At 68.3% G+C, this 23,007-nt stretch carries 25 protein-coding genes; 14 read left to right on the forward strand and 11 right to left on the reverse strand.

The genetic code is table 11. The features are described 5' to 3' along the window. Positions 1-139 precede the first annotated feature (139 nt). The 11 genes from ACMKFF_RS01535 to ACMKFF_RS01585 form a co-directional block, all read right to left on the reverse strand. Positions 140-1,222: an ethanolamine utilization protein EutH gene (locus ACMKFF_RS01535; protein WP_419495820.1), complete on the reverse strand. Its 1,083-nt coding sequence runs from the start codon at positions 1,220-1,222 to the stop codon at positions 140-142. Continuing rightward, the gene (locus ACMKFF_RS01540; RefSeq protein ID WP_349134992.1) at positions 1,215-1,460 is read right to left on the reverse strand and encodes a EutN/CcmL family microcompartment protein; all 246 of its coding nucleotides are present in this window, start codon (positions 1,458-1,460) and stop codon (positions 1,215-1,217) included. The genes ACMKFF_RS01535 and ACMKFF_RS01540 overlap by 8 nt, the downstream gene beginning before the upstream one ends. Then, the gene (locus ACMKFF_RS01545) at positions 1,457-1,909 is read right to left on the reverse strand and encodes a hypothetical protein (RefSeq protein WP_418468292.1); all 453 of its coding nucleotides are present in this window, start codon (positions 1,907-1,909) and stop codon (positions 1,457-1,459) included. Before ACMKFF_RS01545 ends, ACMKFF_RS01540 begins: the two co-directional genes overlap by 4 nt. 710 nt (positions 1,910-2,619) lie before the next feature. Beyond that, a complete protein-coding gene (locus tag ACMKFF_RS01550) occupies positions 2,620-3,312 on the reverse strand; it encodes an ATP-binding protein (protein WP_419495821.1) in 693 nt (230 codons plus the stop codon). After that, positions 3,312-3,611, reverse strand: coding sequence for an ethanolamine utilization microcompartment protein EutM (gene eutM / locus ACMKFF_RS01555; RefSeq protein ID WP_419495822.1), 300 nt, complete (start codon positions 3,609-3,611; stop codon positions 3,312-3,314). Before eutM ends, ACMKFF_RS01550 begins: the two co-directional genes overlap by 1 nt. Before the next feature lie 15 nt (positions 3,612-3,626). Further along, on the reverse strand, positions 3,627-5,069 hold the full coding sequence (locus tag ACMKFF_RS01560) for an acetaldehyde dehydrogenase (acetylating) (RefSeq protein WP_419495823.1): 1,443 nt from the start codon (positions 5,067-5,069) through the stop codon (positions 3,627-3,629). Then, on the reverse strand, positions 5,059-5,736 hold the full coding sequence (eutL, locus tag ACMKFF_RS01565; RefSeq protein WP_419495824.1) for an ethanolamine utilization microcompartment protein EutL: 678 nt from the start codon (positions 5,734-5,736) through the stop codon (positions 5,059-5,061). Before eutL ends, ACMKFF_RS01560 begins: the two co-directional genes overlap by 11 nt. Beyond that, complete coding sequence (gene eutC / locus ACMKFF_RS01570) at positions 5,733-6,626, reverse strand: ethanolamine ammonia-lyase subunit EutC (protein ID WP_419495825.1); 894 nt, start codon at positions 6,624-6,626, stop codon at positions 5,733-5,735. Before eutC ends, eutL begins: the two co-directional genes overlap by 4 nt. Before the next feature lie 12 nt (positions 6,627-6,638). Next, positions 6,639-8,000 (reverse strand): ethanolamine ammonia-lyase subunit EutB, encoded by a 1,362-nt coding sequence (locus tag ACMKFF_RS01575; RefSeq protein WP_419495826.1) that lies wholly within the window; start codon positions 7,998-8,000, stop codon positions 6,639-6,641. Positions 8,001-8,556: 556 nt separating this feature from the next. Next, on the reverse strand, positions 8,557-9,936 hold the full coding sequence (locus tag ACMKFF_RS01580) for an ethanolamine ammonia-lyase reactivating factor EutA (protein ID WP_419495827.1): 1,380 nt from the start codon (positions 9,934-9,936) through the stop codon (positions 8,557-8,559). After that, complete coding sequence (locus ACMKFF_RS01585) at positions 9,933-10,988, reverse strand: iron-containing alcohol dehydrogenase family protein (protein ID WP_419495828.1); 1,056 nt, start codon at positions 10,986-10,988, stop codon at positions 9,933-9,935. The genes ACMKFF_RS01580 and ACMKFF_RS01585 overlap by 4 nt, the downstream gene beginning before the upstream one ends. A 669-nt stretch (positions 10,989-11,657) precedes the next feature. Here ACMKFF_RS01585 and ACMKFF_RS01590 point away from each other — a divergent pair. The 14 genes from ACMKFF_RS01590 to ACMKFF_RS01655 all read left to right on the forward strand — a co-directional run bounded on the left by ACMKFF_RS01590 (position 11,658) and on the right by ACMKFF_RS01655 (position 22,774). Further along, on the forward strand, positions 11,658-12,584 hold the full coding sequence (locus ACMKFF_RS01590) for a CFI-box-CTERM domain-containing protein (RefSeq protein WP_419495829.1): 927 nt from the start codon (positions 11,658-11,660) through the stop codon (positions 12,582-12,584). Positions 12,585-13,213: 629 nt separating this feature from the next. Next, positions 13,214-13,621: a terminase small subunit gene (locus ACMKFF_RS01595; protein WP_349134615.1), complete on the forward strand. Its 408-nt coding sequence runs from the start codon at positions 13,214-13,216 to the stop codon at positions 13,619-13,621. Further along, positions 13,618-14,862, forward strand: a complete 1,245-nt coding sequence (locus tag ACMKFF_RS01600) for a PBSX family phage terminase large subunit (protein WP_417325409.1) — start codon at positions 13,618-13,620, stop codon at positions 14,860-14,862. Before ACMKFF_RS01595 ends, ACMKFF_RS01600 begins: the two co-directional genes overlap by 4 nt. Before the next feature lie 661 nt (positions 14,863-15,523). Then, positions 15,524-16,642, forward strand: a complete 1,119-nt coding sequence (locus tag ACMKFF_RS01605; protein ID WP_419495830.1) for a serine/threonine protein phosphatase — start codon at positions 15,524-15,526, stop codon at positions 16,640-16,642. Position 16,643: 1 nt separating this feature from the next. Further along, the gene (locus ACMKFF_RS01610; protein WP_419495831.1) at positions 16,644-17,549 is read left to right on the forward strand and encodes a hypothetical protein; all 906 of its coding nucleotides are present in this window, start codon (positions 16,644-16,646) and stop codon (positions 17,547-17,549) included. Between the two features lie 91 nt (positions 17,550-17,640). Then, positions 17,641-17,985 carry a hypothetical protein gene (locus tag ACMKFF_RS01615; protein WP_349134391.1) on the forward strand — a complete coding sequence of 115 codons (345 nt, stop codon included), beginning with the start codon at positions 17,641-17,643 and terminating at the stop codon, positions 17,983-17,985. A gap of 20 nt (positions 17,986-18,005) precedes the next feature. After that, complete coding sequence (locus ACMKFF_RS01620; protein WP_349134392.1) at positions 18,006-19,031, forward strand: phage major capsid protein; 1,026 nt, start codon at positions 18,006-18,008, stop codon at positions 19,029-19,031. Next, positions 19,028-19,372, forward strand: a complete 345-nt coding sequence (locus ACMKFF_RS01625) for a hypothetical protein (protein WP_419495832.1) — start codon at positions 19,028-19,030, stop codon at positions 19,370-19,372. The genes ACMKFF_RS01620 and ACMKFF_RS01625 overlap by 4 nt, the downstream gene beginning before the upstream one ends. Next, positions 19,369-19,707 carry a hypothetical protein gene (locus tag ACMKFF_RS01630; RefSeq protein ID WP_349134394.1) on the forward strand — a complete coding sequence of 113 codons (339 nt, stop codon included), beginning with the start codon at positions 19,369-19,371 and terminating at the stop codon, positions 19,705-19,707. The genes ACMKFF_RS01625 and ACMKFF_RS01630 overlap by 4 nt, the downstream gene beginning before the upstream one ends. Then, on the forward strand, positions 19,695-20,162 hold the full coding sequence (locus tag ACMKFF_RS01635; protein ID WP_349134395.1) for a hypothetical protein: 468 nt from the start codon (positions 19,695-19,697) through the stop codon (positions 20,160-20,162). Before ACMKFF_RS01630 ends, ACMKFF_RS01635 begins: the two co-directional genes overlap by 13 nt. Then, positions 20,159-21,181 (forward strand): hypothetical protein, encoded by a 1,023-nt coding sequence (locus tag ACMKFF_RS01640; protein ID WP_419495833.1) that lies wholly within the window; start codon positions 20,159-20,161, stop codon positions 21,179-21,181. Before ACMKFF_RS01635 ends, ACMKFF_RS01640 begins: the two co-directional genes overlap by 4 nt. An 11-nt stretch (positions 21,182-21,192) precedes the next feature. Then, a complete protein-coding gene (locus tag ACMKFF_RS01645; RefSeq protein WP_349134397.1) occupies positions 21,193-21,591 on the forward strand; it encodes a hypothetical protein in 399 nt (132 codons plus the stop codon). 2 nt (positions 21,592-21,593) lie between these two features. Continuing rightward, on the forward strand, positions 21,594-21,929 hold the full coding sequence (locus ACMKFF_RS01650) for a DNA circularization N-terminal domain-containing protein (protein ID WP_418486719.1): 336 nt from the start codon (positions 21,594-21,596) through the stop codon (positions 21,927-21,929). Continuing rightward, the gene (locus ACMKFF_RS01655) at positions 21,926-22,774 is read left to right on the forward strand and encodes a hypothetical protein (RefSeq protein WP_419495834.1); all 849 of its coding nucleotides are present in this window, start codon (positions 21,926-21,928) and stop codon (positions 22,772-22,774) included. The genes ACMKFF_RS01650 and ACMKFF_RS01655 overlap by 4 nt, the downstream gene beginning before the upstream one ends. Positions 22,775-23,007 lie beyond the last annotated feature (233 nt).

Below are 23,007 nucleotides of genomic sequence, written 5' to 3' on the forward strand. Positions count from 1 at the left end.
CCTGTGATCTGGTCGGGTACTGCGAGATTGCCACGTCGGCCTGCGGCCTCCTCGCAATGACAAATCGGGGGCAATCGCCATTTTAACGCTGCCCCGTACCAGCCTCAGGTGCGTCGCCGGGCCGGGCTGTCCCTGCGTGTTACATGCTTTGCGCGGGCTTTTTCCGCGTGAACAGCAGCGCGGCGAGGACGGCGAGGACGCCGCCCGTGAGCTTGGCCGCGATGACGGGGCCGAGCATGGCCGCGTCGTAGCCTGCCGTGAAGCCGAGGTGGTCGCCGAAGACGAAGGCCGCCGGGACGGCGAAGGCGATGTTCACGATCTTGCCGCGCTCGTCCATGTCCTTCACCATGCCGAACATGGGGATGGAGTTTGCAAGGCTCGCCACGAGCCCGGCGGCGGCCGTTGCGTTCATGCCGAGCAGGCGCCCGAGGGCCGCGAGCGGGCGGCGCAGGAGCTTTGTCAGCAGAAAGACGAGCGGGAACGCGCCCGCCAGCACAAAGCCGATGCCCGCGACGGTCTGCACGCCGTCCTCCAGCGGGGCCGTGCCGGGGATGACCGTTACGCCCGTCAGCTCCGTGAAGACGGCGGCGGCCAGTCCGACCGTGATGACGGCCAGAACGCCCCGGCCGAACCACAGAAAGCCGCGGATCATCGCGCGCTCCCAGCGCCACAGGCCCAGCGCGATGAGCACGGCGAACAGCACGATGGGCACGAGGTTCCGCACGAGCATGCCGAGCGGGAAGCCCGCGGCCAGTCCACCGGCGAACGCACCCGGCGCAATGGCCAGCAGGCCCGCCAGCACGCCGCGCGCCAGCGCGGGCCGGTCCTCCGGCTGCAGGATGCCGAGGGCGACGGGGATGCTGAAGACGACGGTTGCGCCGAGCATGGAGCCGACGATGAGGCCGCCGAGCTGTCCGGCCGCGCGCGTGCCCGCCAGCTCCATGGCAAGGGGCGCGCCGCCCATGTCGTTTGCCAGGATCGAGCCTGCGAACATGGCCGGGTCCGCGCCGAGGAAGCCGTAGACCGGCACGAGCACCGGCCGCAGCAGCCGCGCCAGCACGGGCGCGAGCGAAAGGATGCCGAGCATGGAGAGGCTCAGCGCGCCGATGGCGAGGATGCCCTCCTCAAACTGCTTCCCAAGCCCGAGGCGGCTGCCGAACATGCGGTCGAGCGCGCCGAGGACCATGGCGATGGCCATGATCCAGAGAATGATGTTATCCATGAGTTGCCTCCGTTTCGTCCAAAATGGCCACGATGGCTGCGTCTACGGGCACGTCCGGCCGCCCCGCGCGCGCCGCCGCGCCGAAGGCGAGGATGACCCGGTCGCCCGGCCCCGCGCCCACAAGGTCCGCCGCGAGATACTCCGTCTCGCCGCAGCGCACGCGCAGCAGGCTCTGCCCCGTGAGGGCGGGGCTTTTTTTCGTGGCCCACACCGCGCCGAGCACCAGCCCGGCTCTCATGCGCGGCCCTCCAGCACGTCGCGTGCCAGCGGCGTCAGCCTTCCGGTCACGGGCAGGCCGCTGTGCAGCAGGCGGCGGGCCTCCTCCGCCGTGACGAGGGCGCTTTTCTGCGCCAGCTCCTGCACGCCGAGGGTGCGCAGCCGCCGCTCGGCCGCAAGCAGGGCCGACCACAGGGCGCGGTTTGCCGTTTTGGCGTGACGGCGGTAGTCCAGTCCCTCGGGGCAGTAGTAGACGGGCTTGCCCTCGAGCAGGGCCTGCGCGCTGGCCTCGTCCGGGAAGCGCAGCAGCTCCGCGGCCGTCAGCGAGCCGAGGATGACGGCCTCATACGGCCCGTCCGTGACAAAGCGCCACCCGGCGGCCGCCTGCGGCGCGCGGCCCACCAGCAGTGCCGGGCGCTGCCCCTGCCGCCGCAGGACCTCGTCCACCACGGCCTGTACCAGATCGTCCATGGGATCGCTCCTTTCTGGTTATGTAGGATTAGCGGCCGTGCGTTGCAGGGGAGGGGACAGCCCGGCCCGGCGCACTGCTGCCGACCCGAACAGGGCGGCGTTAAAATGGAAATGGCTCCCGAATTGTCATTGCGAGGAGCGAAGCGACGTGGCAATCTCGCAGTACACAGTTGGATAACAGGAAGGCCCCGGCGAAATCGCAACTGCCTCCCCGAGATTGCCACGGCCCCGTTGGGGCCTCGCAATGACAAACTTGTTAACCTTACGCCACCGAATTCGCGCTGCAAAGCCTACGGCCTGCAAGGCGGTCACTGACCGCCTTGTACAGAGCCATTCAACGGCAGGAGGGCGCTGGTGCACCGCCGCACTACCTGATGTGTCATTGCGAGGAGCGAAGCGACGTGGCAATCTCGCAGTACACAGTTGGATAACAGGAAGGCCCCGGCGAAAACGTAACTGCCTTCCCGAGATTGCCACGGCCCCGTTGGGGCCTCGCAATGACAAATCGGGGGCGTTCACCATTGTAACGGCAACTGGCACGAGTCGTTCGTGCGGCGCCGGGAGGGGACAGCCCGGCCCCTACAAGGCGCGTGCGTTTGCCCGGCGGTCGGTACAAATCGGCAGTGCCTTTCCGAGATTGCCACGGGCGCAAAGCGCCCTCGCAATGACAAATCTGGAGGCCTTATGCATTCCACGCTCAATGATCCATTCTACACTTGCCCACCCCGCTTGACCCGGATCATGAGGATCCAGCACAGGCTGGACAGACGGTTGAGGGCCTTGACGAGATCCGGGCGGGCGAGGGAGCCGTCGGCGGCGGAAAAGGCATGGCAGGCCAGCAGCTCGGTCTGCCGCACGACGGTGCGCAGGCGGTTGAGCCGCAGCAGGATGGGCGGGTCGTCCGGCGCGGGGAGAAAGTGCGGCTGGCCCTCCTCGCGCTCCGGGTGGTGGCTGTGCTCGCGCAGACCGTCGTCGTCCAGCCCGAGGAAGCGGACGGCCTGCACCGGCTCGTCCAGCACGTCGGCGCGGATGAGGCTGCGGACGAAGTCCAGCATGGCGCAGAGCGTCTGGCGCAGCGGGCCGTCCGCCGCCTGCGCGCACAGCAGCAGCTCAGCCTCCAGCGTGTCGATGCCGCCGCGGAAGGCGATGCGCGGGTGCGTCTTCGGAATAAGAATATTGCCGCGCAGGTGGGTCATGTGCTCCGGCTTTTCGGCAAACGACGCGCCGTCCGGCGTGCGGTAGGCGGCGGGGGGCGTTTCGGCATGCGGCACGACCGTCACGCCCTCCTGCCGGAGCCAGTCGCGCGCCGCCGGGGTCAGGCGGCTGCCCTCCGGCAGGTAGAACACGCGCCGCCCGTCCCGCACACGCAGCCCCGCGCGGACGGCCTCCTCGGTATAGAGCATCAGGCCGGGGCCGTGTCGCGGCCGTGGGGCAGGATGCCGTCGACCTCGGTGTGCGGGCGCGGGATGACGTGGACGGAGATGAGCTCGCCGATCTTCTCGGCGGCAGCCGCGCCCGCATCCGTGGCGGCCTTGACCGCGCCGACGTCGCCGCGCACCATGACGGTGACGAGACCGCCGCCGACCTGCTCCTTGCCGACGAGCTGGACGTTCGCGGCCTTCACCATGGCGTCCGCGGCTTCAATGGCGGCGACAAGGCCGCGCGTTTCGACCATTCCAAGGGCATTCGTGTTGACATTCATTGCTGGTTCCTCCGTTTATCGTAGTTTTTTCAGGATCTCCTCGGTCAGGCGCGCGATGAGCGCGCTGTCCGGCTCGGGCTGATCGGGCGTTTCGGGCTGCGGCTCGGGCTTTTCGCTCCCCCACGCCACGCGGCGGAGGTTGATGAGGTCGAGCGGGCCGATGTTATTGGACGACGAGCTGCCGCCCACCGCGCCGCAGCCGAGCGTGAGCGCAGGGAACAGGGCCGTCTCTGCGCCGATGCCGCCGAGCGACGCAGGCACATTGACGAGAAAGCGCGAAACGGGCACGGTCAGCGCGAAGCGGCGGACGACGGCCTCGTCCTTTGCGTGCAGGACGAACGTGTGGCCCGCACCCTCGCCCGCCAGCACCTCGCAGATGCGGCGGAGGATGGTGTCCTCGTCCTCCTCAACGAAAAAAGCCAGAATGGGGCAGAGCTTCTCGCGGGAATAGGGCCGCGCCGGCCCGGCCTCCGTCTCGTTTGCCAGCAGCACGGGCGTGGACTCCGGCACGGTCACGCCCGCCATGCGCGCCACGGCGCAGGCCGTCCTGCCGACGACCTTCGGGTTGATCGTCCCGTCCGGGCGGAGCAGCAGCCGCGCCACACGCCCGGCCTCCTCCGTGTTCAGAAAATAGCAGCCCTGCTTCCGGAACTCCTCGCGGACGCGGGCCTCGCAGCAGCGCTCGACGATGACGCTCTGCTCCGAGGCGCAGACCGTGCCGTTGTCGAACGTCTTCGAGCGGAGGATGTCCCGCACGGCGCGGGGGATGTCGGCCGAGCGGTGGATATAGGCCGGGCCGTTGCCTGCGCCGACGCCGATGGCGGGCTTGCCGGACGAATAGGCCGCGCGGACCATGGCCCCGCCGCCTGTGGCCAGGATGAGGCGCACCTGCGGGGCGTGCAGCAGCTCCTGCACGGCGTCCAGGGACGGCATCGTCAGGCAGGAGATCGCGCCCTTCGGGCACCCGGCGGCCTCGGCAGCCTCCGCCATGAGGCGGGCGGCGTGGAGCGTGCAGCGCACGGCGTGCGGATGGGGCGAGAAGACGATGGGACTGCCCGCCTTCAGGGCGATGAGGGATTTGTAGATCACGGTGGACGTCGGGTTCGTCGAGGGCACGATGCCCGCGATGACGCCGACGGGCACGCCGACGTCCCAGACGCGGCGCTCGTCGTCCCGCCGCAGGATACCGACGGTGCGCAGGCCCCGGATGGCCCCGAACACGCGGACGGCGGCGAAGCGGTTCTTCTCCGTCTTGTCGCGCTCATTGCCGAAGCCTGTTTCGGCGCAGGCCCCCCGCGCCAGCTCCGCCGCATGCAGGGCGCCCGCGCGGGACAGCGCCTCCGTGATGCGGTCAAGGCCGCTCTGGTCCAGTTTCTGCAGGCCCTCAAAGGCCTGCTGCGCCTGCTGCGCCAGCAGGCGGACCTCCTGCCGGGCGCGCAGATCGCGGTCAAATTCCATGGTCGTTCCTCCTTGTTCCTTCTGCTTCCAGCGGCCGGGCCGCCGCCTCGCAGACCGCCTCGGCAAAGGCGGTGCAGGCGGCAAGACAGGCCGAGCGGGTGCCGGTGAGCAGGGCTCCGGCAAAGTTCGTTTCGGTGGGCGGGGCATAGAATTCCGCAAGCTCGACGCCTGCGGCCTTCAGGGCGGCGTCCAGCCCCAGCAGGGCCGGGACGGGGGGCGCGATGAGATAGGCCAGCGGCTGCCCTGCGGGGATGTGGGCCGCACGGGACAGGTACGTCCCCGTGCGCGCGGCGCAGTGGGCAAGGTAGAAAACGCCGTTTTCCGCCTCGCGGAAGCGCGGCCCGTCCTGCAGGAAGGCCAGCGCGGCGGCAAGGCCGCTGCGGACGTCGGCGGGCGTCGGCCCGGCGAGCAGGCCGATGACCTCGCCCGTCAGGGGCGTGGGCGCGTTCCCTGCCCCGGCATAGAGGCTGCGGCCGTAGACGACGGAGACGTTCGCGGCCTTCGTCGCCTCGTCCAGCGCGAGGTAGGTGACGTCGTCGCAGTCCGTCGCCAGCAGCGCGAGTGAATTTTGCCCGGAATCGAGCGAAAGTGCGCGTGCAAGGCCGGGGCTGACATTTGCGATCGTACGGGCGCACAGGACCCGCACGGGGACGGGAGCGCCGGTCATGCGCCGTCCTCCCGCAGGCCGATGCCGGAGGCCTTTTGCGCCAGAATGCGGCCGAGGAGCGAGGCGATATGCGCCCCGGCCTCCACGGCGGACACGCCCTGCCGGTGGATGTTTGACACGACGGTGCGGCAGGACTCCGCAATGCCCGTGTGCGGGCGGTAGGTCAGGTAGGCAGACATGGACTCGTTCGTCACAAGGCCGGGCCGCTCGCCGACGAGCAGGCAGATGACCTCACAGTCCGTCAGGTCGCCGATGTGGTCGCCCGCGCCGACGCGGCAGAACTGGATGAACGGGACGGGGCCAAGCTCAATGCCCTGCGCCTGCAGGCCCTGCCGGATGGCGGCGCAGCAGTCCGGGGCGTTGGCCTGCACGGCCGCGGACGACAGACCGTCGCCGACGGCCAGCACGACGCGCTGCCCCGCGAGCAGGTCGCGCAGGACGGCCTGATTTTTTTCGTCAAAGCGGCGGCCGAGGTCCGGCCGGGTCAGGTATTCGTCCTTGCTTTTGCACATGGTCTGCACAAAGGGATAGTGATTTTCCTCCCAGAAGCGCTCCGGCACGAGGGAGAAGACGCTGTCCTGCGCGGCGGCGTGGTCGGCGCGGAAGCGCAGCAGCGAGGCCGTGGGGTAGCGCGCGCCGCAGCGGCCGAGGCCAAGGCGGGCGGGGGTTTTGGCCTTGAGGGCGCGGAATTCCGCGCCGTGGGCCGCGTTCGGGACGAGATACTGCGCCCGCAGGTCGACCGTCGTGAGGTCGGGCAGCACGCCGTCGTCCGGCGGGGCTTCCGGGGCAGTCTCCGCGCCCTTGACGGGCGGCGGGGACGGGGGCGTTTGCGCGGGAGCAAGCTCGCGCAGCATCTGCGCCACGATGGCCTTGAGTTCTTCGCGATCCATGCCGCGCCTCCTTTACAGCAGCGCCGAGCCGTCTCCGGCCCGCGCGGTGAGTTTGCCGTTCTCCACGAAGCCCATGCGCTCGAGCCAGCGCTGGAACGGCGCGATGGCCGTCAGGCCGAACAGCTCGCGCAGGGCGGCCGTCTCGCGGAAGCCGGTCGTCTGGTAGTTCAGCATGACGTCATCGCCGTGGGGGATGCCCATGAAGTAGTTGCAGCCCGCCGCCGTCAGCAGGACGGCGAGCTTTTCGATGTCGTTCTGGTCGGCCTTCATGTGGTTCGTGTAGCAGGCGTCGCAGCCCATGGGGATGCCGGAGAGCTTGCCCATGAAGTGGTCCTCCAGCCCGGCACGCATCACCTGCCGCGCGTCATAGAGGTACTCCGGGCCGATGAAGCCGACGACGGTGTTGACGAGGAAGGGCGAAAAATGCCGCGCGAAGCCGTAGCAGCGGGCCTCCATCGTCACCTGATCCGTGCCGAAATGCGCCTCGGAGGAAAGCTCGGAGCCCTGCCCCGTCTCGAAATACAGCACGTTCGGCCCCTCGGCCGTGCCCTGCGTCAGCGCCAGCTGCCGCGCCTGCTCGATGGTGGCCGCGTCGAAGCCGAAGGCGGTGTTGCCCTTCTGCGAGCCTGCGATGGACTGGAAAATGAGGTCGGCGGGCGCGCCGGACTCGATGGCGCGCATCTGCGTCGTCACATGGGCCAGAACGCAGATCTGCGTGGGGATGCCGTGGCGGCGGCGCACCTCGTCGAAGCGCGTCAGCACGCGGCGGACGCTCTCGGCCGTGTCGCCCGAGGGGTTCAGGCCGATGACGGCGTCGCCCGCGCCGAAGCTCAGGCCCTCGAGCAGGGAGGCGAGGATGCCGTCGACGTCGTCCGTCGGGTGGTTCGGCTGCAGGCGGCACGACAGCGTGCCCGGCAGGCCGATGGTCGTGTTGCAGTGGGCCGTGACCGGAATCTTGCGCGCGGCATAGATGAGATCAAGATCGCTCATGAGCTTGCAGACGGCGGCGACCATCTCGCTCGTGAGGCCGCGGGAGGCGCGGCGGAGATCAGCCGTCGTCGTGGTCTCGCTCAAAATCCACTCACGCAGGTCCGAGACGGTCCAGTTCTGCATCTCCGCATAGATGCGCTCGTTCAGGTCGTCCTGAATGATGCGCGTGACCTCGTCCTGCTCATAGGGCACGGCGGGGTTCTCGCGCAGGTCGCGCAGCAGCAGCTCCGCCAGCACGGCCTTGGCGGCGACGCGCTCCTGCGCGCTCTCGGCGGCCAGCCCGGCGAGCCGGTCGCCGGATTTCGGCTCGTTTGCCTTGGCAAGCACGTCCTTCACATCGCGGAAGGCATAGGTCTTGCCGAACAGCAGCGTCTTCAGCTTCAAATGGTACCCTTCTTTCAAATTCGTTCAGATTCGATCGGAAATATATAATTTGCGCGTGATATTGTAGGGACGGCGGGGAATGGCTGTGGCACAAATGAAATGGCGTGAGGCTCCCTGATTTGTCATTGCGAGGAGGCCAACGGCCGACGTGGCAATCTCGGGAAGGCAGTTACGTTTTCGCCGGGGCCTTCCTGTTATCCAACTGTGTACTGCGAGATTGCCACGTCGCTTCGCTCCTCGCAATGACACATCAGGTAGTGCGGCGGTGCACCAGTGCCCTCCTGCCGTTGAATGGCTCTGTACAAGGCGGTCACTGACCGCCGCTACAGTCAAATTTGGCAGCGCGTGCGGTCGGCGATGGTTTGTACGAGCGGTAAGTGCCTTCCCGAGATTGCACCCCAAGGGCACTTCCTCGCGCTTCGCGCTCAGGGCGCCACGGCCCCTTTGGGGCCTCGCAATGACAATTCGGGGGTGCATACCATTTTCACGATGGCCTGTACCGGGCTGTGAGTACCGCGCCGGGCCGGGCTGTCCCCTCCCCTACGATCCCATACCTTCAAAATACCAACGTTTTGATGACGACCGGGAGGACCTGTCCGTTTGCGATGGGGGCGGCGACATCGAGGTAGCTGCCCGGCGGGAGCTGCACGCCGTCGAGGCACAGCAGCGGCACGCCCGGCAGCCGCACGGCAAGCGCCTGCCCGAGGGCCTTGCCCACATCGGCCGCCACGGCCACGAGCACCGGCCCGTCCCTGCCGCGCAGGCCGCCGGCCAGCCCGTCGGCAAGGGCGCTCAGCGCTGCAAAGTGCAGGTCGCGCCGCCCCTGCAGGGCCAGAACGGCCGGGCCTCCTTCAAACACGGCCAGCCGCGCCCGGACGGTTTCTGCCAGCTCCGCGGGCGGGAGGCGCTCCTCCTCCGGCGTCAGGGCGGCGACGGGCAGGTTCTTCAGCGGAAAGGCGATGCGGTCAAAATAGACCGTGCTGCCGGAAAGCTCCGTGGCGTGGCAGCCCGCGCCGATGACGGTGGCGCGGATGGTCTCGCGCGCGGGGATGCGCGGGCCGACGGCGCTTTTTGCCACGGCCCGGCCGAGCAGCACGCCGAGGTCTCCGTAGGCAAACGGCTCACGCGGCCGGTCTTCCATCAGGTCGGCCACGCCGCCGGAAAAGCTGTAGACCGCGCCGGGCGCGGGGCCGGGCAGGCGGTCCGTGACAAAGCCGCGCAGCCGCGCCTCATCCTGCACGGGGCGGAAACCGAGAGCCTCCTCCAGAATCTCTGTGAGCAGGGCGACGGTCGGCGCGAGGTCCTGCGGCGTCAGCCGGTCGCCGGGGGCGTAGGGCACGAACGGCTGCAGCACGGGCGAGACATAGGTCACGCGGCCGTCCGGCTCCAGCTTGACGAGCCGCCCGCCGACATTCAGGCAGGCCGTGTCCGTCAGGGCCCCGTTCGTGAAGCGGGCGATGTTCGTCGTGCCGCCGCCGATGTCCAGGTTCACGACGGTGCAGGCGTGGGCCTGCGCGTAGTCCGCCGCCCCGGCTCCGCGCCCGGCCAGTGCGCTTTCAAGCGCGGGTCCGGCCGTCGCCACGACGAAGTCCCCGGCATAGCCCGACAGGGCCTCGAGCACGGCGCGGGCGTTCTCGCGGCGGGCCGTCTCGCCCGTGATGATGACGGCCCCGGTCTGCACGGCGCGACGGTCGATGCCCGCGGCGGCGTATTCGGCGTCCACGATGCGGGCGATGGCCTCGGCGTCCAGCTCGCGCTCCGAGCGCAGCGGAGTGAAGTGCACGGCGCTGCGCCGCAGGACCTCGCGCGCGGCGACGGTGTAGTTCGGCACGGAGAAGGCCGAGCCCTCGTTGCGGACGGTCAGGCGGGAAAAGACGAGCTGCGTCGTCGTCGTGCCGAGGTCGATGCCGACGGACAGCAGCGTTTCCGCGCTCACAGCACCTGCCGCAGCAGGACCTGCAGCGCGTCACGGGTCAGGGGAGCCGGGGCCTGCGCCGCGCAGGGGTCTGCCAGCGCGGCCTCGAGCACGTCCGTTTCAGCCTCCAATACGGCCTCGCGCGGGACCCCGGCCTCCGGCAGGCTTGCAGGAAGGCCGAGCCGGGCGCGCAGGCGGACGATCGCCCCCGTCAGGCCGCGCACGCCGGGCAGGCCGCAGGCCGCGGCAAGGGCGGCATAGGGGTGGGGGTCTTCGGCCGCGTGGTGGGCGATGACGTGCGGCAGCAGCATGGCGCACAGGCGTCCGTGGGCTACATGGAAGCGCCCGCCGAGGGCATGGGCAAGCGCGTGGCAGGCGCCGAGGCCCGCATTGTCAAAGGCCAGCGCCGCCATGGAGGCCGCCAGATGGACGTCTCCGCGCACGGCCGTCTCGCCCGCGAACGAGCGCGGCAGCAGCCGCAGCAGCGTCCGGCAGGCGCTGTGGGCCAGCGCGTCCGTCACGGGGCTGGCCTCGCGTGCGGCCACTGCCTCCACGCAGTGGGACACGGCGTCCATACCGGATTCCGCGATGAGGCGCGGGGGCAGAGCCTCGAGCAGGGCGGGGTCCAGAATGGCCAGCTCCGGCCGCAGCGCCGGGTCCACGAGGGGGTGCTTGACGCCGTCCAGCGTCAGGATGGCGAACGACGTGACCTCCGAGCCGCTGCCGGACGTCGTCGGCACGGCTACAAGGCGGACGGGCAGGCCGCCGAGTGCGGCGATGCCCTTGGCGCAGTCGATGGCGGAGCCGCCGCCGAGGGCCAGAACGGTGTCCGGCCGCAGGGCCTGCAGGCGGGCGACGCCCCGCGCCACCAGCGAGAGCGGGGGATCGGGCGCGACGTCGGAGAAAATCTCGACCTGTGCGCCGGGGAAGGCCGCGGCATAGCGCGCGGCCGTGCCGTTTTCGGCAAAATAGGGGTCCGTGACGAGCAGCACGCGCTCGGCGTGCAGCCCGGCGAGGGCCGCGGGGGCGTCCGCGCCGAAGCACAGCCGCGTGCCGCAGACAAAGCTTTGCATGACATCGCCTCTTTTCGGCGATAGTATTTCCGCGCGGGCGGAAAACATGTGACAAAATTGAAAATTTATGCCCGCCGGGTTGACACCGGCGGGCATTTGTGGAAAAATAGAAGAAAATGGCGGGGCTGACGAACGGCCGTTGTAGGGGCCGGGCTGTCCCCTCCCGGCGCAATGCTGTCGACTAATGCAGGCTGTCGATAAAACGGTGAAAGCCAAAGGTTTGTCATTGCGAGGGCGCTTTGCGCCCGTGGCAATCTCGGGAAGGCACTGCCGTCCCGAACCGGCCGTTGTAGGGGCCGGGCTGTCCCCTCCCGGCGGTAGGCTGCCGATTCGCACAGGGAACCGATAAAATGGGAAGGCTCCCGATTTGTCATTGCGAGGAGGCCGCAGGCCGACGTGGCGCCCTGAGCGCGCAGCGCGAGGAAGTGCCCTTGGGGTGCAATCTCGCAGGACATGGTTGGATAACAGGGAAACCATCGGCGAAATCGCAACTGCCTTCCCGAGATTCCCACGTCGCTTCGCTCCTCGGAATGACACATCAGGGCGGTGCGGCGGTGGGAATGGTGCATTGCATCGAATCAGCGGTACTTTTGCCGCTTCGCGGACGGGAGGGACATGTCCCGCCCCTACAATAATTACAATCTTCAATGTTTATCTGGAGGAATCACAATGGCGGATATGATCCGGGGCGTATGCCCGCAATGCGGAAAAAAGCTGGAGATCCCGGCGGAGCTGGAGGAATTTTCCTGCCTGTACTGCGGGGCGCGTATGCGCACCGAGGCGCTGCGGGCAAAGCCGGTGGAGACGGGGACCGTCGAGGCGCTGCTCGCGCAGCTGCCCGGCTGCATCACGCGCTATCCGGACCTGCACCTGCGCATCGGAAAAAAAGACTTTTTCCCGACGTTCGCGCAGTATGAGCAGGACAACGCGCCCCTGCTGCAGGAGCTGGACGCCTGCTGCGCCGGGTATCCCGGCGGGGCCGAGGCGCTGGCCGGGCACGCGGCGGCCGTGATGCTGGACGGCCTTGCCGCCCATATGGAAAAGGACCCGCGCTGGGGAAAGCGCACGCGGGACAATGTGTTTTTCGACACGAAGGTCGCGCTGGCCATTTTCTTTACGCCGCTGCTGCGCAAGCTGCAGCTGGAGCTGGCCGAGCCGCTGCGCACGCAGCTGCAGACGCAGTGGCTCGCGCGCTGGCCGAAGCAGCTGTGGAGGCCGGGCGACTATGACACACTCGCAGGCGGGTTCAAGAAGTTCCGCTTCTGCTTCATCACGACGGCGACGTGTGCCGCCGAGGGCAAGCCCGACGACTGCGCGGAGCTGACGGCCTTCCGCGCGTTCCGCGACGGCTGGCTGCGGCAGAGGCCGGACGGCCCCGAGCGCATCGCGGAGTATTATGCCGTCGCACCGTCCATCGTGGCGGGCGTGGAATACTGCGACGATGCTCCGGCGCGCTATGCCGAGATCCGCGCCCGCTGGCTCGGCCCGTGCTATGCGGCGCTGCAGCGCGGCGAGATGGAGCGGTGCTATGACACATACCGGGACATGGTGCAGACGCTGCAGGAACGGTATGGGGTGTGGGAAGCGGAAAATTGACAATGGAAAGTGGATAGTTTCCGGCCGTGCATTGTAGGGGAGCGGCATGCCGCTCCCGGCACTGCACCGACGAATTTGTACAGGCTGTCAGTAAAACGGTAAAAGCCAAAGTATGGGGTGTAGCGGCGCTCACTGAGCGCCCTGTACAGGGCAATTCAACCGCACAAGGGCACTGGTGCACCTCGCGCTCCCCTGACGTGTCATTGCGAGGAGGCCAACGGCCGACGTGGCGCCCTGAGCGCGAAGCGCGAGGAAGTGCCCTTGGGGTGCAATCTCGCAGCACCCGATTGGATAACAGGAAGGCCCCGGCGAAAACGTAACTGCCTTCCCGAGATTGCCACGGCCCCGTTGGGGCCTCGCAATGACAATTCGGGAGTGCATACCATTTTAACAGTGGCCTGGGCTGGTCGGCAGTGCGCCGCAGGGAGGGACATGCCCCTCCGCTACAACAAAATATGCTGTTATTCGGTAATTTACGCCGCGGCGGATGGGAAAAATCCCGTCCGCCGCGGGATTTTTTTGCTTTTTTCCGGATTTTTTTTAACGGATTCACATTTCGCGTGAATTTTTAACGGGTGCGGAGCTACGGGTGAAAGAGTACTTTTTCAGAAATTGGAGGTTGAAGACGAATGGTGGAAAAGCACCGGAATTTTGTGCAGGCCTATCTGCAGTGCTTCGACGCTGCTGAGGCCGCGCGGCGCGCGCAGTGCGGGGCAGACGCACTGGCCCGTCCCGCCGTCCGCCGCGAGCTGGCCGCCCAGCGCAGCCGGGGCGTGCCCGGCCGGGAGGACGCCCTGCGCAGGCTGGCGCAGATCGCCTTCGGGCGCGCGAACGACTGCGTCCGCCTTGTGCTCGAGGACGACCCGCCCATCGGCGAGCTGGACCTGACGCTGCTGTCCGAGGTGAAGCGCAGCGAAAAGGGGGCCATCGAGGTGCGGCTGGCCGACCGCATCCGCGCCCTCGAGGAGCTGCTGCAGGCCGGGGCGGCGGACGACGGCGCGGCCGCGGCGTTCTTCGCGGCGGTGGAGGAGCCATGATGCGATTTTCGGCCAAGCAGCGCCGCGTGCTGACGTGGTGGCGGCCCGACAGCCCGGACGCTGCGTTTGAGGCCATCATCTGCGACGGAGCGGTGCGCTCGGGCAAGACGCTGTGCATGGGGCTGAGCTTCTTCCTGTGGGCGAGCGCCTGCTATAGCGGCGCGCGGTTCGGCCTGTGCGGCAAGACCATCGCCTCGCTGCGGCGCAACGTCGTTACGGAGCTGCTGCCGAAGCTGCAGGCCATCGGCTTTTCCGTCCGGGAGCGGCGGACGGAGAACCTGCTGCAGGTGAGCTACCGCGGGCACACGAACGAGTTCTACCTCTTCGGCGGGCGGGACGAGGGCTCCGCCGCCCTCATTCAGGGCATCACGTTTGCGGGCGTGCTGCTCGACGAGGTGGCGCTCATGCCGCGCAGCTTTGTGGAGCAGGCCTGCGCGCGCTGCTCCGTCACGGGAAGCCGCCTGTGGTTCAACTGCAACCCCGAGGGGCCGTACCACTGGTTCTACACGGAGTGGATCGGCCACGCGGCGGAGCGGAACTGCCTGTACCTCCACTTTACGATGGAGGACAACCCCGCGCTGTCGCCCGATATCCGCAGCCGCTATGCGCGGCTGTACTCCGGCGTGTTCTACCGCCGCTTCGTGCTGGGCCAGTGGGTGGCGGCTGAGGGCCGGGTGTATGACTTCTTCGACGCGGCAAAGGCCCCGCCGCCGCCCGAGGGGCCGTTCAACCAGTGGTACATCTCGTGCGACTATGGCACGGTCAACCCGGCGTCCTTCGGGCTGTGGGGGCGGAAGGACGCCGTGTGGTACCGCGTGAAGGAGTTCTACTTCGACTCGAGGCGCGAGCAGCGCCAGATGACGGACGCGGAGTATGAGCGGGCGCTGCGGGAGCTTGCGGGCGGGCGGCCCATCGCGGCCGTCATCGTCGATCCGTCGGCTGCGAGCTTCCTTGAGACGCTGCGGCGTAACGGCTGGAACGTCCGCCGGGCGGACAACGACGTGCTCAGCGGCATCCGCCGCACGTCGGACCTGCTTAAATGCGGCAGGCTCGTGCTGTGCGACACCTGCACGGACTGCCTGCGCGAGATCGAGCAGTATGTCTGGGACCCGAAGGCCGGGCGCGACGCCGTGCGCAAGGAGCACGACCATGCCATGGACGACATGCGCTATTTCGTCTCGACGGTGCTGGCTCCGCAGCGCCCGGCCCTGGCCGCGTGTACGGCTATCCGGAGGGCGTAGGTGTTGGCGCATTGTAGGGGCGGGGCACAAACGATTCGCATAGGCAGCCGTTAAAACGGCAAACGCCATTGTAGGGGAAGGGCTGCCCCCGCCCGGCACTGCACCGCCGATTTGTACAGGCTGTCAGTAAAATGGTAAAAGCCAAAGTATGGGGGGTAGCGGCGCTCAGTGAGCGCCTTGTAGAGGGGCCTTAAACCGCTGAACGGCATTGGTGCACCACGGCACTTGCCTGAATTGTCATTGCGAGGAGCGAAGCGACGTGGCAATCTCGCAGTACGCAACCGCATCGTGGGAATGCCATCGGCGAAATCGCAGATGCCTTCCCGAGATTGCCACGGCCCCGTTGGGGCCTCGCAATGACAATTCGGGGGCGTTCACCATTTTAACGACGGCTTGTACCGGCTGTGAGTACCGCGCCGGGAGGGGCATGCCCGGCCCCTACAATGGCGTGAGCGAAATCAAAGGCGCGCGAAAAATCAAGGGAAGCTCTGAATTGATCAACAAGAGCGGATGGCGAGAGATTTTTTGGCAAGGCGAGGTTTGGAAAGTGCAGTTGTACTTTGTGTACTGCAAACTTTCCAAACCGATGGATTGCCGAAAAAGATCCGGCATCCGCCGCAGATGATCGATTCGGAGTTTCCCCCAATAAAGGAGGAAAAACATGTTTCGAAAAAAGCAGAGCGTCGCGGCGGCGGCGGCGCAGCTGCGCGGCGGGACGCAGAGCCCGTTCGGCGCGGGCCTTCCGGCCGTCCCGCCCGGCGAGGCGCAGCTCTACCGCGCCATGCGGCAGTCGCTTCCCGTGCTGGATGCGGCTATCGGCAAGCTTGTGCGGCTGAGCGGCGGCTTCACGGTGCGAAGCGCCCAGCGGGAGACCGCGCTGAACGAATTCCTGCGGACCGTTCCGTGCGGGCGCGGGCAGACCGGCATCCACAGCTTTCTCTCGGCCTATCTCGACAGCCTTCTGACCTACGGCCGGGCCGTCGGCGAGATGCTCGTGGCGCAGGGCGACCTGCGGGCCGTGTGCTGGGGCGACGTGAACGCGCTGGAGCTTCGGGAGGGGAAGTCCCCCCTCGAGGTCGTGCTGTGCGGCTGCGATGAGGACGGCCGGATGCGGCCGCTGCCGCGGCAGGAGCTGCTGCTGTTCACGGCGCTGAACCCGGAGCCGGGCAGCCCCTATGGCGTCTCGCTGCTGCGCAGTATGCCGTTCCTCGCGGACATCCTGCTGAAAATTTACCGCACGATCGGAAAAAACTGGGAGCGCGCGGGCAATGTGCGCTATGCCGTCGTCTGCAGGCCGGGCGGCGACGGAATGGAGCGCGGCTCCGCCTCCGAGCGGGCCGGGGCCATCGCCGCCGAGTGGAGCGAGGCCATGCGCGACAGCCAGAGCGGCGTCGTGCGCGACTTCGTGGCCGTGGGCGACGTGTCCGTCAAGGTCATCGGCGCGGACGGGCCGGTGCTCGACGCGGCCGTGCCCGTGCGCCAGCTGCTCGAGCAGCTCGTGGCAAAAACGGGCCTGCCGCCGTTCCTGCTCGGCCTGAGCTGGTCGAGCACGGAGCGCATGAGCGCCCAGCAGGCAGATCTTCTGACAAGTGAGCTCTGGGCGCTGCGCCGCGCCGTCGAGCCGGTGCTGCTGCGCATCTGCACGCTGTGGCTGCGCCTGCACGGCTGCGGCTGTGCGCCGGAGATCGTCTGGGACGACATCAGCCTGCAGGACCTCGTCGAGGAGGCGCAGGCCGACCTGTACCGCGCCCGGACGGAACAGCTGAGAAAGGGGACATAACATGGAGATTCGCAAGGAGGGCGGGCTGCGCGGCGCGGGAGCGCCGGACGAGGCCCGGCTCGCAAAGATCAACGCCTATGCGCGCACGCCGCTCACGGCGGAGGCCGTCTACTGCTTCCGCGTGCGCCTGTGCGACGACCGGCCCGACCGCGACTTTGAACGCTTCGACACGGCGGCCCTGCCGCGCATGGCGGAGCTGTTTCGCGGCAAGACCGGCATCTGCGACCACCAGTGGTCGGCCGACCGGCAGGTCGCGCGCATTTTTGACACGCAGGTCGTCCGCGAGGACGACGGCGCGAGCTGCCTGATGGCCGAGGCCTATGTGCTGCGCACGGAGCGCAACGCCGACCTGATCGCGGACATCGAGGGCGGCATCAAGAAGGAGGTCTCCGTCGGCTGCGCCATGGGGCAGGCGCGCTGCTCGATCTGCGGCGAGCCCTACGGCACCTGTGCGCACCGCAAGGGCGCGGTCTATGACGGCGAAACGTGCCTGGCCGTGCTCTCGGAGCCGCTCGATGCATATGAATTTTCCTTTGTGGCGGTCCCGGCGCAGCCGGCGGCGGGCGTGACGAAGGCAGGAAAGGAGGGATATGGCATGACACTGCAGGACTGTGTGGCAAAGCATGGCTCACCGGAGCTTTCGGACGCCCTGCGCAGGCTCTCGGCCGAGGCAGAGCTGGGCCGCGCCTGGCGAAAGCAGCTCGAGGACGGGCTTGTGGCGCTGGGGCTGTCGCTCGACCTCGGGGCCTCGGAGCAGACGCTCCGCAAGGCGGCCGCCGCGCTGGACGACGGCCAGCTGCAGGCGTGGAAGGCCGCGCTGGACCGGCGCGCCGCGGAGCGCTACGGCGGCGGGCCGCAGCTGACGGCGGCGCAGGCTGGTTCAACAGATGAAGCCTATCTGATTTGACGAGAGGCTTCCATTGGAAACGGCATGTTTCAGAAATTCGGGCCTTCTGGGCCCCATGGGCAGAACCGGAATATGAAAGGAGAATCAGGCAATGGCAATTTTTCATCAGGAGCTGGGTCAGGTCTGCACGACGATGTATCTGCAGGGCAGCGCAGCGGACAACACGGTGTGCAAGATGCACGCCAACGATACCGTTGCGGCCTGCGCGGCGGGCAATGACTTCATCGGCGTGGTCGTGGGCAAGCGCGACGGTCTGGCCTGCGTGCAGGTCGCTGGCTTTGTGACGCTGCACTACACCGGCACGACGGCCCCGACCGTGGGCGAGTGCGCGCTGGCGGGCGACGGCAAGGGCGGCGTGGCCGTGACGGAGAATGCGAAAAAGTACCGCGTCCTCCGCGTGGACACCGCCGCGAAGACCGTCGGCCTCTATCTGTGAGTCGGAAAGGAGAAACGAACATGGCATTTGACAACATTCATCTCGAAAAGGGCATGTATCACGAGGCCGGCCGCAGCTTCACGCAGGTGCTCGAGCAGCTCGACCCCTCCGAGGGCTACCGCGGCACGCCGCTGGAGAACACGGACGCCTTCCAGCGCCAGCTCAAGCGCTTCGGCATCCGCGTGAAGGGCGCGGGCTCGGACACGGTGGAGAAATTCTTCTCCACGTTCGAATCCGCCGTGCTGTTCCCGGAATTCCTGGCCCGCGCCGTGCGCCAGGGCATGGACGAGGCCAACATCCTGCCCGCCATCACGGCGACGGTCACGCGCATCGACGCCATGGACTACCGCAGCATCTACTCCGTGCCGGAGGAGGCCGACCGCAGCCTTGCCTATGTGGCAGAGGGCGCTTCCATCCCCGCCACGGCCATCCGCACGCGCGAGCACCTCGTCCGCCTGTACAAGCGCGGCAGAATGCTCGTGGCGTCCTATGAGGCCCTGCGCTTCCAGAAGCTCGACCTGTTCTCTGTCATGCTGCGCCAGATCGGCGCGCAGATCCAGGCCATGCATCTCGAGGATGCCGTGAACGTCCTGCGCAACGGCGACGGCAACGACAATGCCGCGGCCGTGTTCACCGCCGGCACGTCGCCCATCTCCGGCGAGCAGGGCACGCTGACGTATGCACAGCTTGTGGAATTCTGGGCGCAGTTCGCCCCGTATGAGATGAACACGATGCTCGTGAGCAACGCCACGATGGTCAGGCTCCTGAAGCTGACGGAGCTGCAGAATCCGCTCACGGGTCTGAACTTCCAGGGCACGGGCAAGTTCGAAACGCCGCTCGGCGCGTCGCTGCTGCGCACGCAGGCCATGGCGGACGGCTGCATCCTCGCCTTTGACCGCCGCTATGCGCTCGAAATGGTGCAGGCGGGCGACGTCGGCGTGGAGTATGACAAGCTCATTGACCGCCAGCTCGAGCGCGCGGCCATCACGTCCATCTCCGGCTTCGGCAAGATCTGCACGGAGGCGGCGAAGGTGCTCGAGGTATGACGGGCATGAGCGAGGAGATCGCGGCGGCCGCCGCGCGCATCCTCGGCACGGAGGAGGAGCTGCTCCCCGCTCTGTGCACCGCAGCGGAGGCCGGGCTTCGTGCCCGGCTCCGCCGGGACGTCGACCCGGAGAAGGAGTGCCGCGAGTGCTTCGTGATGGCCGCCGCCCTCGTTGCCGCGTCGACGCTGCTTTCGGCGCAGGCGCAGGGCGTGACGGATTTTGACGCCGGGCAGGTCTCGCTCCGGCTGAAGGACCCCGGCGACTCCATGGTGCGCGGCGCGCTCTACATGCTCACACCGTGGATGGAGCCGGACACCTGCTTTATGGGGGTGCGGGCATGAAGCGGCGCATCGCGGCCCTCATCCGGCGCTACGGCAGCAGCGTGCAGGCGGTGTTCCCGGACCGGACGGAGATCGTGCGGGCCTTCCTGCAGCCCGTGACCTCGCGGAGCTGGCAGAACATGGACCACATGATCCCGACGGGCGGCGAGGTGCCGCGCGGGCAGTTTTTATATATCGGGCCGCCGGAGCTGGATATCCGGGGCGCGGAGCATCTGTATCTTGCGGGGCGCTATTTCCTTGTGCGCCGCGCGGACATGATCGTCTTTGACGACGCGGAGCTGTTTTTGTGGGGGCTGTGCGTCGAGGGCGGAAGGGAGGACCCATGGAGCAGCTGATCGAAATGGTGCTGCAGGCGCTGCGCGCAGCGGGCATCCACTGCGTGCGCGCCCTCGACGAGGAGACGCTGCCCCGGCTGAAGGCACCGATGGTCGCCGTCGGGGCCGATCCCTCGGCCTGCCGCCAGCATGCGCTGGCGCGCTATCTCGGGCAGGATGCCGACGGCGCGGAGCGCTACGGCATGGAGCTGCAGGCGACGCTGCAGCTGGAGGTCTATTCGCCCGGCAGACGGGCGGGCGCGCTGTGCGAACGCGCAGCGGCGCAGGTGGTGGACGTGTTTCTCGGCGGCATCGAGGGCCTGTATTCCGGCGACCTCGAGCTGGGGCGCACGGCCTATGACGCAAGGACGGACTGCTTCCGCTGCGCCGTCCGCGCGCCGCTGACGCTGCGGCTTTATACCACGGCGCAGGACGGCGCGTTCACGCACGCGGACATCAGGGGGGTATTGCAATGATCCATGAACGGCCGGGCGTGTGGTCCGCCTTTGGGGCGCAGGGGACCACGGAGCTGACGGACCGCCGCCTTGCGGCGGTCATCGCCCCGGCGGATGCGGCTGAGGGCGTGCAGCTCGTGCACAGCGCGGCGGAGGCCGTGTCGCTCTACGGCGGGAACGCCCTGCTCACGCGCATGCTGAAGCTGTGCCTTGCCAACTGCGGCGATCCGGTCTATGCCGTCGCCGTGGACGAGGACACGAAGGTTGCCTATGAGACGGCGCTCACGGCTCTGTTCGCCGCAGCGAAGCCGGGCATCCTCATCGTGGGCAGCGCCCGCGAGGACGTGCAGCTGCTGCTGCGCGAGACGGCTGAGGCCAACGAGTGCCTCGGCGTGGCGGGCATGAAGGGCGCGTCGGCCGATGCCCTCGTTGCGCGGGCAAAGGCGCTTTGCTGCGCGCGCATTGTGCTGACCGGGCCGGACGTGCTGGCGCAGGACGAGGCCGTGGCGGACGGCTTCTGCGCGGCGGCGGCCGTCGGCGGGGCCATCGCCTCGCTGTCCACGCCGGTCGCGCCGCTGCACGACGTGGCCCTGTTCGGCCTGCAGAGCCTTTCGGCCCTCTATACGGATGACGAGCTGGACAAGCTCCTGCAGGCGGGCGTCACGCCCGTGCAGCTGTCCGGCGGGCGGATGTGTGCCCTGCGCATTCTGACGACGCGGGCCACGGCCGAGGGACCGGAGGGCGAGAGCTTCCGCAGCCTGAACGCCACGCTTGTGACGGACGAGCTGCTGCGCGATCTGCGGGCGGCGCTGGCGGCGCGGTTCCGCGCGGCGCAGAACAGCACGCTCACGCGCACGGCCATCCGCAGCGCCGTGCTGCTCGTGCTGCAGGACTATCGCGCGCGGGGCTGGCTCAGTGCGTTCGGCGACCTGCGCGTCTATGCAGATGCCGGCGACGCGTCGCTGTGCCGCGTGGAGTTCACCTATTCCATCCCGGCGGGGCTGCACCGCATCGCCCTTTCGGCACAGATGACCGGCTGAGGAGGGGGAGCATGACGGGAATTTGCATTCCGACCTCGGCGGACATCCGCATCGAGGTCGCGGGACGGCGCGTCGCGGTGGTGCAGAGCTACCGCGTTGAGGAGGAGGCGTCGTGCGAGGTCGTCGGGGCCATCGGCTCGAATGAGCCGGTCGGCGTCGTGCGCGGCCCGGCGCGCTATCGCATCACGCTGCAGCGGGTCTATGCCACGGACGAGGCCATTTCCGACGGCCTGCGCTTTCACGAGCTGCGGCAGTTCTCGCTCGTCATCGCAAAGCCGGACACGATGGTCGTGTTCTCCGGCTGCGAGTGGGAGCGGCTGACGGAGCGGGCCGAGGTCGGCAGCTCCGTGCTGGAGGAGGCCGTGGTGCTGGCCGCCGTGCGCGGCGAATATGAGCAGCAGGAGGGATGAGCATGCAGTTCCGCAATTTTACCTGGCCGAACGAGCCGTCCTCCCTGCGGGTGACGAGCCGCAGGCGCACGGCCCTGCTCGAGGAGCCGGGCGGCGGCTGGACGCTGCAGGACCTCGGCACGGCGGCCCGGACCGTGACGGGCGAGGGCGTGTTCTTCGGCGAAACTGCCTATGAGAGCCTTCGAACGCTCGAGGCTCTTCTGGCGCAGGGCGGCGCGGGCGCGCTGACCCTGCCCCATGTGGGAACGCTGCAGGCCGTTCTGACGGAGCTGGAGGGGGAGCAGGAGCCGCGCGAGAACTTCGTGCGCTACCGCTTCACCTTCGTGGAGGCGGCATGATCGCCCTGTGGACCGCGCCGCAGGACGGCGCGTGGACGCGCCTGCCGGGGCCGGTGACGGCGTGGAGCATTCTGCGGACGGACCGGCTGGGGAAGGATTCGTTCCGTGTGGAGCTGGCCGATGCCGCCCTGCCGGACGGACGCCTGCGCTTCAGCGCCCGCGTGGACGGCGTGGGCTGGTTCACGGGCCTTGCGGACGAGGTGCTGCGCACGGAAAGCGGGGCCGGGCGCAGGCTCGTGCTGCGCGGACGCGGGATGGACGCCCTGCTCGAGGACTGCGAGTTCGACGCGCAGACGGGAACGGGCATCACGCCTGCGGCGCTTGCCACCCGCGTGCTCCAGCCGGTGGGGCTTTCTGCCTGGAGCGATGCGCAGTCGGCTGCGGGCACCCTCAAAACAGCCCTCGGCAGCACGGGCAGCTCGATCGTGCAGGACTACTGCGCCTCGGCCGGGCTCCTGCCGCCGCGCATGCTGGCAGACGGCCGGGTGTGCCTGACGGCCACGCGCAGGAGCGGCGGCACGGCGCTGCAGGGCGGCACGGTGCGGGAGCGCTCCGTGCAGGCGCTGGCGGGCATCGGCGTGCTCCACGCCGCGGGCACGACCTACGAAAATCCGGCGGGCGGCCGCGAAACGCGCTGGCGCAGTGCGCTGCGCTGGCCCGCCGCAGCGGAATTTGCCCGGTCCATGCGCGGCCGGGACGCCGTGCGCCTGACCCTGCCGGGCACGCACGCCCTCGAGCCGGGCACGACGGCGGAGTATGGCGGCCGGACGCTGACGCTCACGGACTGCGCCCTTTGCGGCAGCGCGGCGGGCATTACCACGGAGCTGGCGCTGGCGGCACTTTAGGCGGGGCATCGTTGGCACACTGTAGGGGAGGGGCGTAGGGAAAATGAATACTGAAGACTGAACAATGAAGAATGAATAATACGCAGGCCTTCGGCCGTTCACTGTAGGGGAGGGGCATGCCCCTCCCGGCTCCGCACCGGCGCAAGTAACAGGCTATCGTTAAAACGGTATGTACCGATTGCGTCTGTAGCGGCGCTCAGTGAGCGCCATGCAGACTGGCGATATTTGTGGTA

It is taken from the genome of Faecousia sp., assembly GCF_048519415.1.
Taxonomy (GTDB): Bacteria; Bacillota; Clostridia; order Oscillospirales; family Oscillospiraceae; genus JAZOXB01.

Coding starts and splice junctions, on each gene's coding strand:
- ACMKFF_RS01535 (WP_419495820.1), bottom strand. CDS start 1,222: ATGGATAACATCATTCTCTGGATCATGGCCATCGCCATGGTCCTCGGC.
- ACMKFF_RS01540 (WP_349134992.1), bottom strand. CDS start 1,460: ATGAGAGCCGGGCTGGTGCTCGGCGCGGTGTGGGCCACGAAAAAAAGC.
- ACMKFF_RS01545 (WP_418468292.1), bottom strand. CDS start 1,909: ATGGACGATCTGGTACAGGCCGTGGTGGACGAGGTCCTGCGGCGGCAG.
- ACMKFF_RS01550 (WP_419495821.1), bottom strand. CDS start 3,312: ATGCTCTATACCGAGGAGGCCGTCCGCGCGGGGCTGCGTGTGCGGGAC.
- eutM (WP_419495822.1), bottom strand. CDS start 3,611: ATGAATGTCAACACGAATGCCCTTGGAATGGTCGAAACGCGCGGCCTT.
- ACMKFF_RS01560 (WP_419495823.1), bottom strand. CDS start 5,069: ATGGAATTTGACCGCGATCTGCGCGCCCGGCAGGAGGTCCGCCTGCTG.
- eutL (WP_419495824.1), bottom strand. CDS start 5,736: ATGACCGGCGCTCCCGTCCCCGTGCGGGTCCTGTGCGCCCGTACGATC.
- eutC (WP_419495825.1), bottom strand. CDS start 6,626: ATGGATCGCGAAGAACTCAAGGCCATCGTGGCGCAGATGCTGCGCGAG.
- ACMKFF_RS01585 (WP_419495828.1), bottom strand. CDS start 10,988: ATGCAAAGCTTTGTCTGCGGCACGCGGCTGTGCTTCGGCGCGGACGCC.
- ACMKFF_RS01590 (WP_419495829.1), top strand. CDS start 11,658: ATGGCGGATATGATCCGGGGCGTATGCCCGCAATGCGGAAAAAAGCTG.
- ACMKFF_RS01595 (WP_349134615.1), top strand. CDS start 13,214: ATGGTGGAAAAGCACCGGAATTTTGTGCAGGCCTATCTGCAGTGCTTC.
- ACMKFF_RS01600 (WP_417325409.1), top strand. CDS start 13,618: ATGATGCGATTTTCGGCCAAGCAGCGCCGCGTGCTGACGTGGTGGCGG.
- ACMKFF_RS01605 (WP_419495830.1), top strand. CDS start 15,524: ATGTTTCGAAAAAAGCAGAGCGTCGCGGCGGCGGCGGCGCAGCTGCGC.
- ACMKFF_RS01610 (WP_419495831.1), top strand. CDS start 16,644: ATGGAGATTCGCAAGGAGGGCGGGCTGCGCGGCGCGGGAGCGCCGGAC.
- ACMKFF_RS01615 (WP_349134391.1), top strand. CDS start 17,641: ATGGCAATTTTTCATCAGGAGCTGGGTCAGGTCTGCACGACGATGTAT.
- ACMKFF_RS01620 (WP_349134392.1), top strand. CDS start 18,006: ATGGCATTTGACAACATTCATCTCGAAAAGGGCATGTATCACGAGGCC.
- ACMKFF_RS01625 (WP_419495832.1), top strand. CDS start 19,028: ATGACGGGCATGAGCGAGGAGATCGCGGCGGCCGCCGCGCGCATCCTC.
- ACMKFF_RS01630 (WP_349134394.1), top strand. CDS start 19,369: ATGAAGCGGCGCATCGCGGCCCTCATCCGGCGCTACGGCAGCAGCGTG.
- ACMKFF_RS01635 (WP_349134395.1), top strand. CDS start 19,695: ATGGAGCAGCTGATCGAAATGGTGCTGCAGGCGCTGCGCGCAGCGGGC.
- ACMKFF_RS01640 (WP_419495833.1), top strand. CDS start 20,159: ATGATCCATGAACGGCCGGGCGTGTGGTCCGCCTTTGGGGCGCAGGGG.
- ACMKFF_RS01645 (WP_349134397.1), top strand. CDS start 21,193: ATGACGGGAATTTGCATTCCGACCTCGGCGGACATCCGCATCGAGGTC.
- ACMKFF_RS01650 (WP_418486719.1), top strand. CDS start 21,594: ATGCAGTTCCGCAATTTTACCTGGCCGAACGAGCCGTCCTCCCTGCGG.
- ACMKFF_RS01655 (WP_419495834.1), top strand. CDS start 21,926: ATGATCGCCCTGTGGACCGCGCCGCAGGACGGCGCGTGGACGCGCCTG.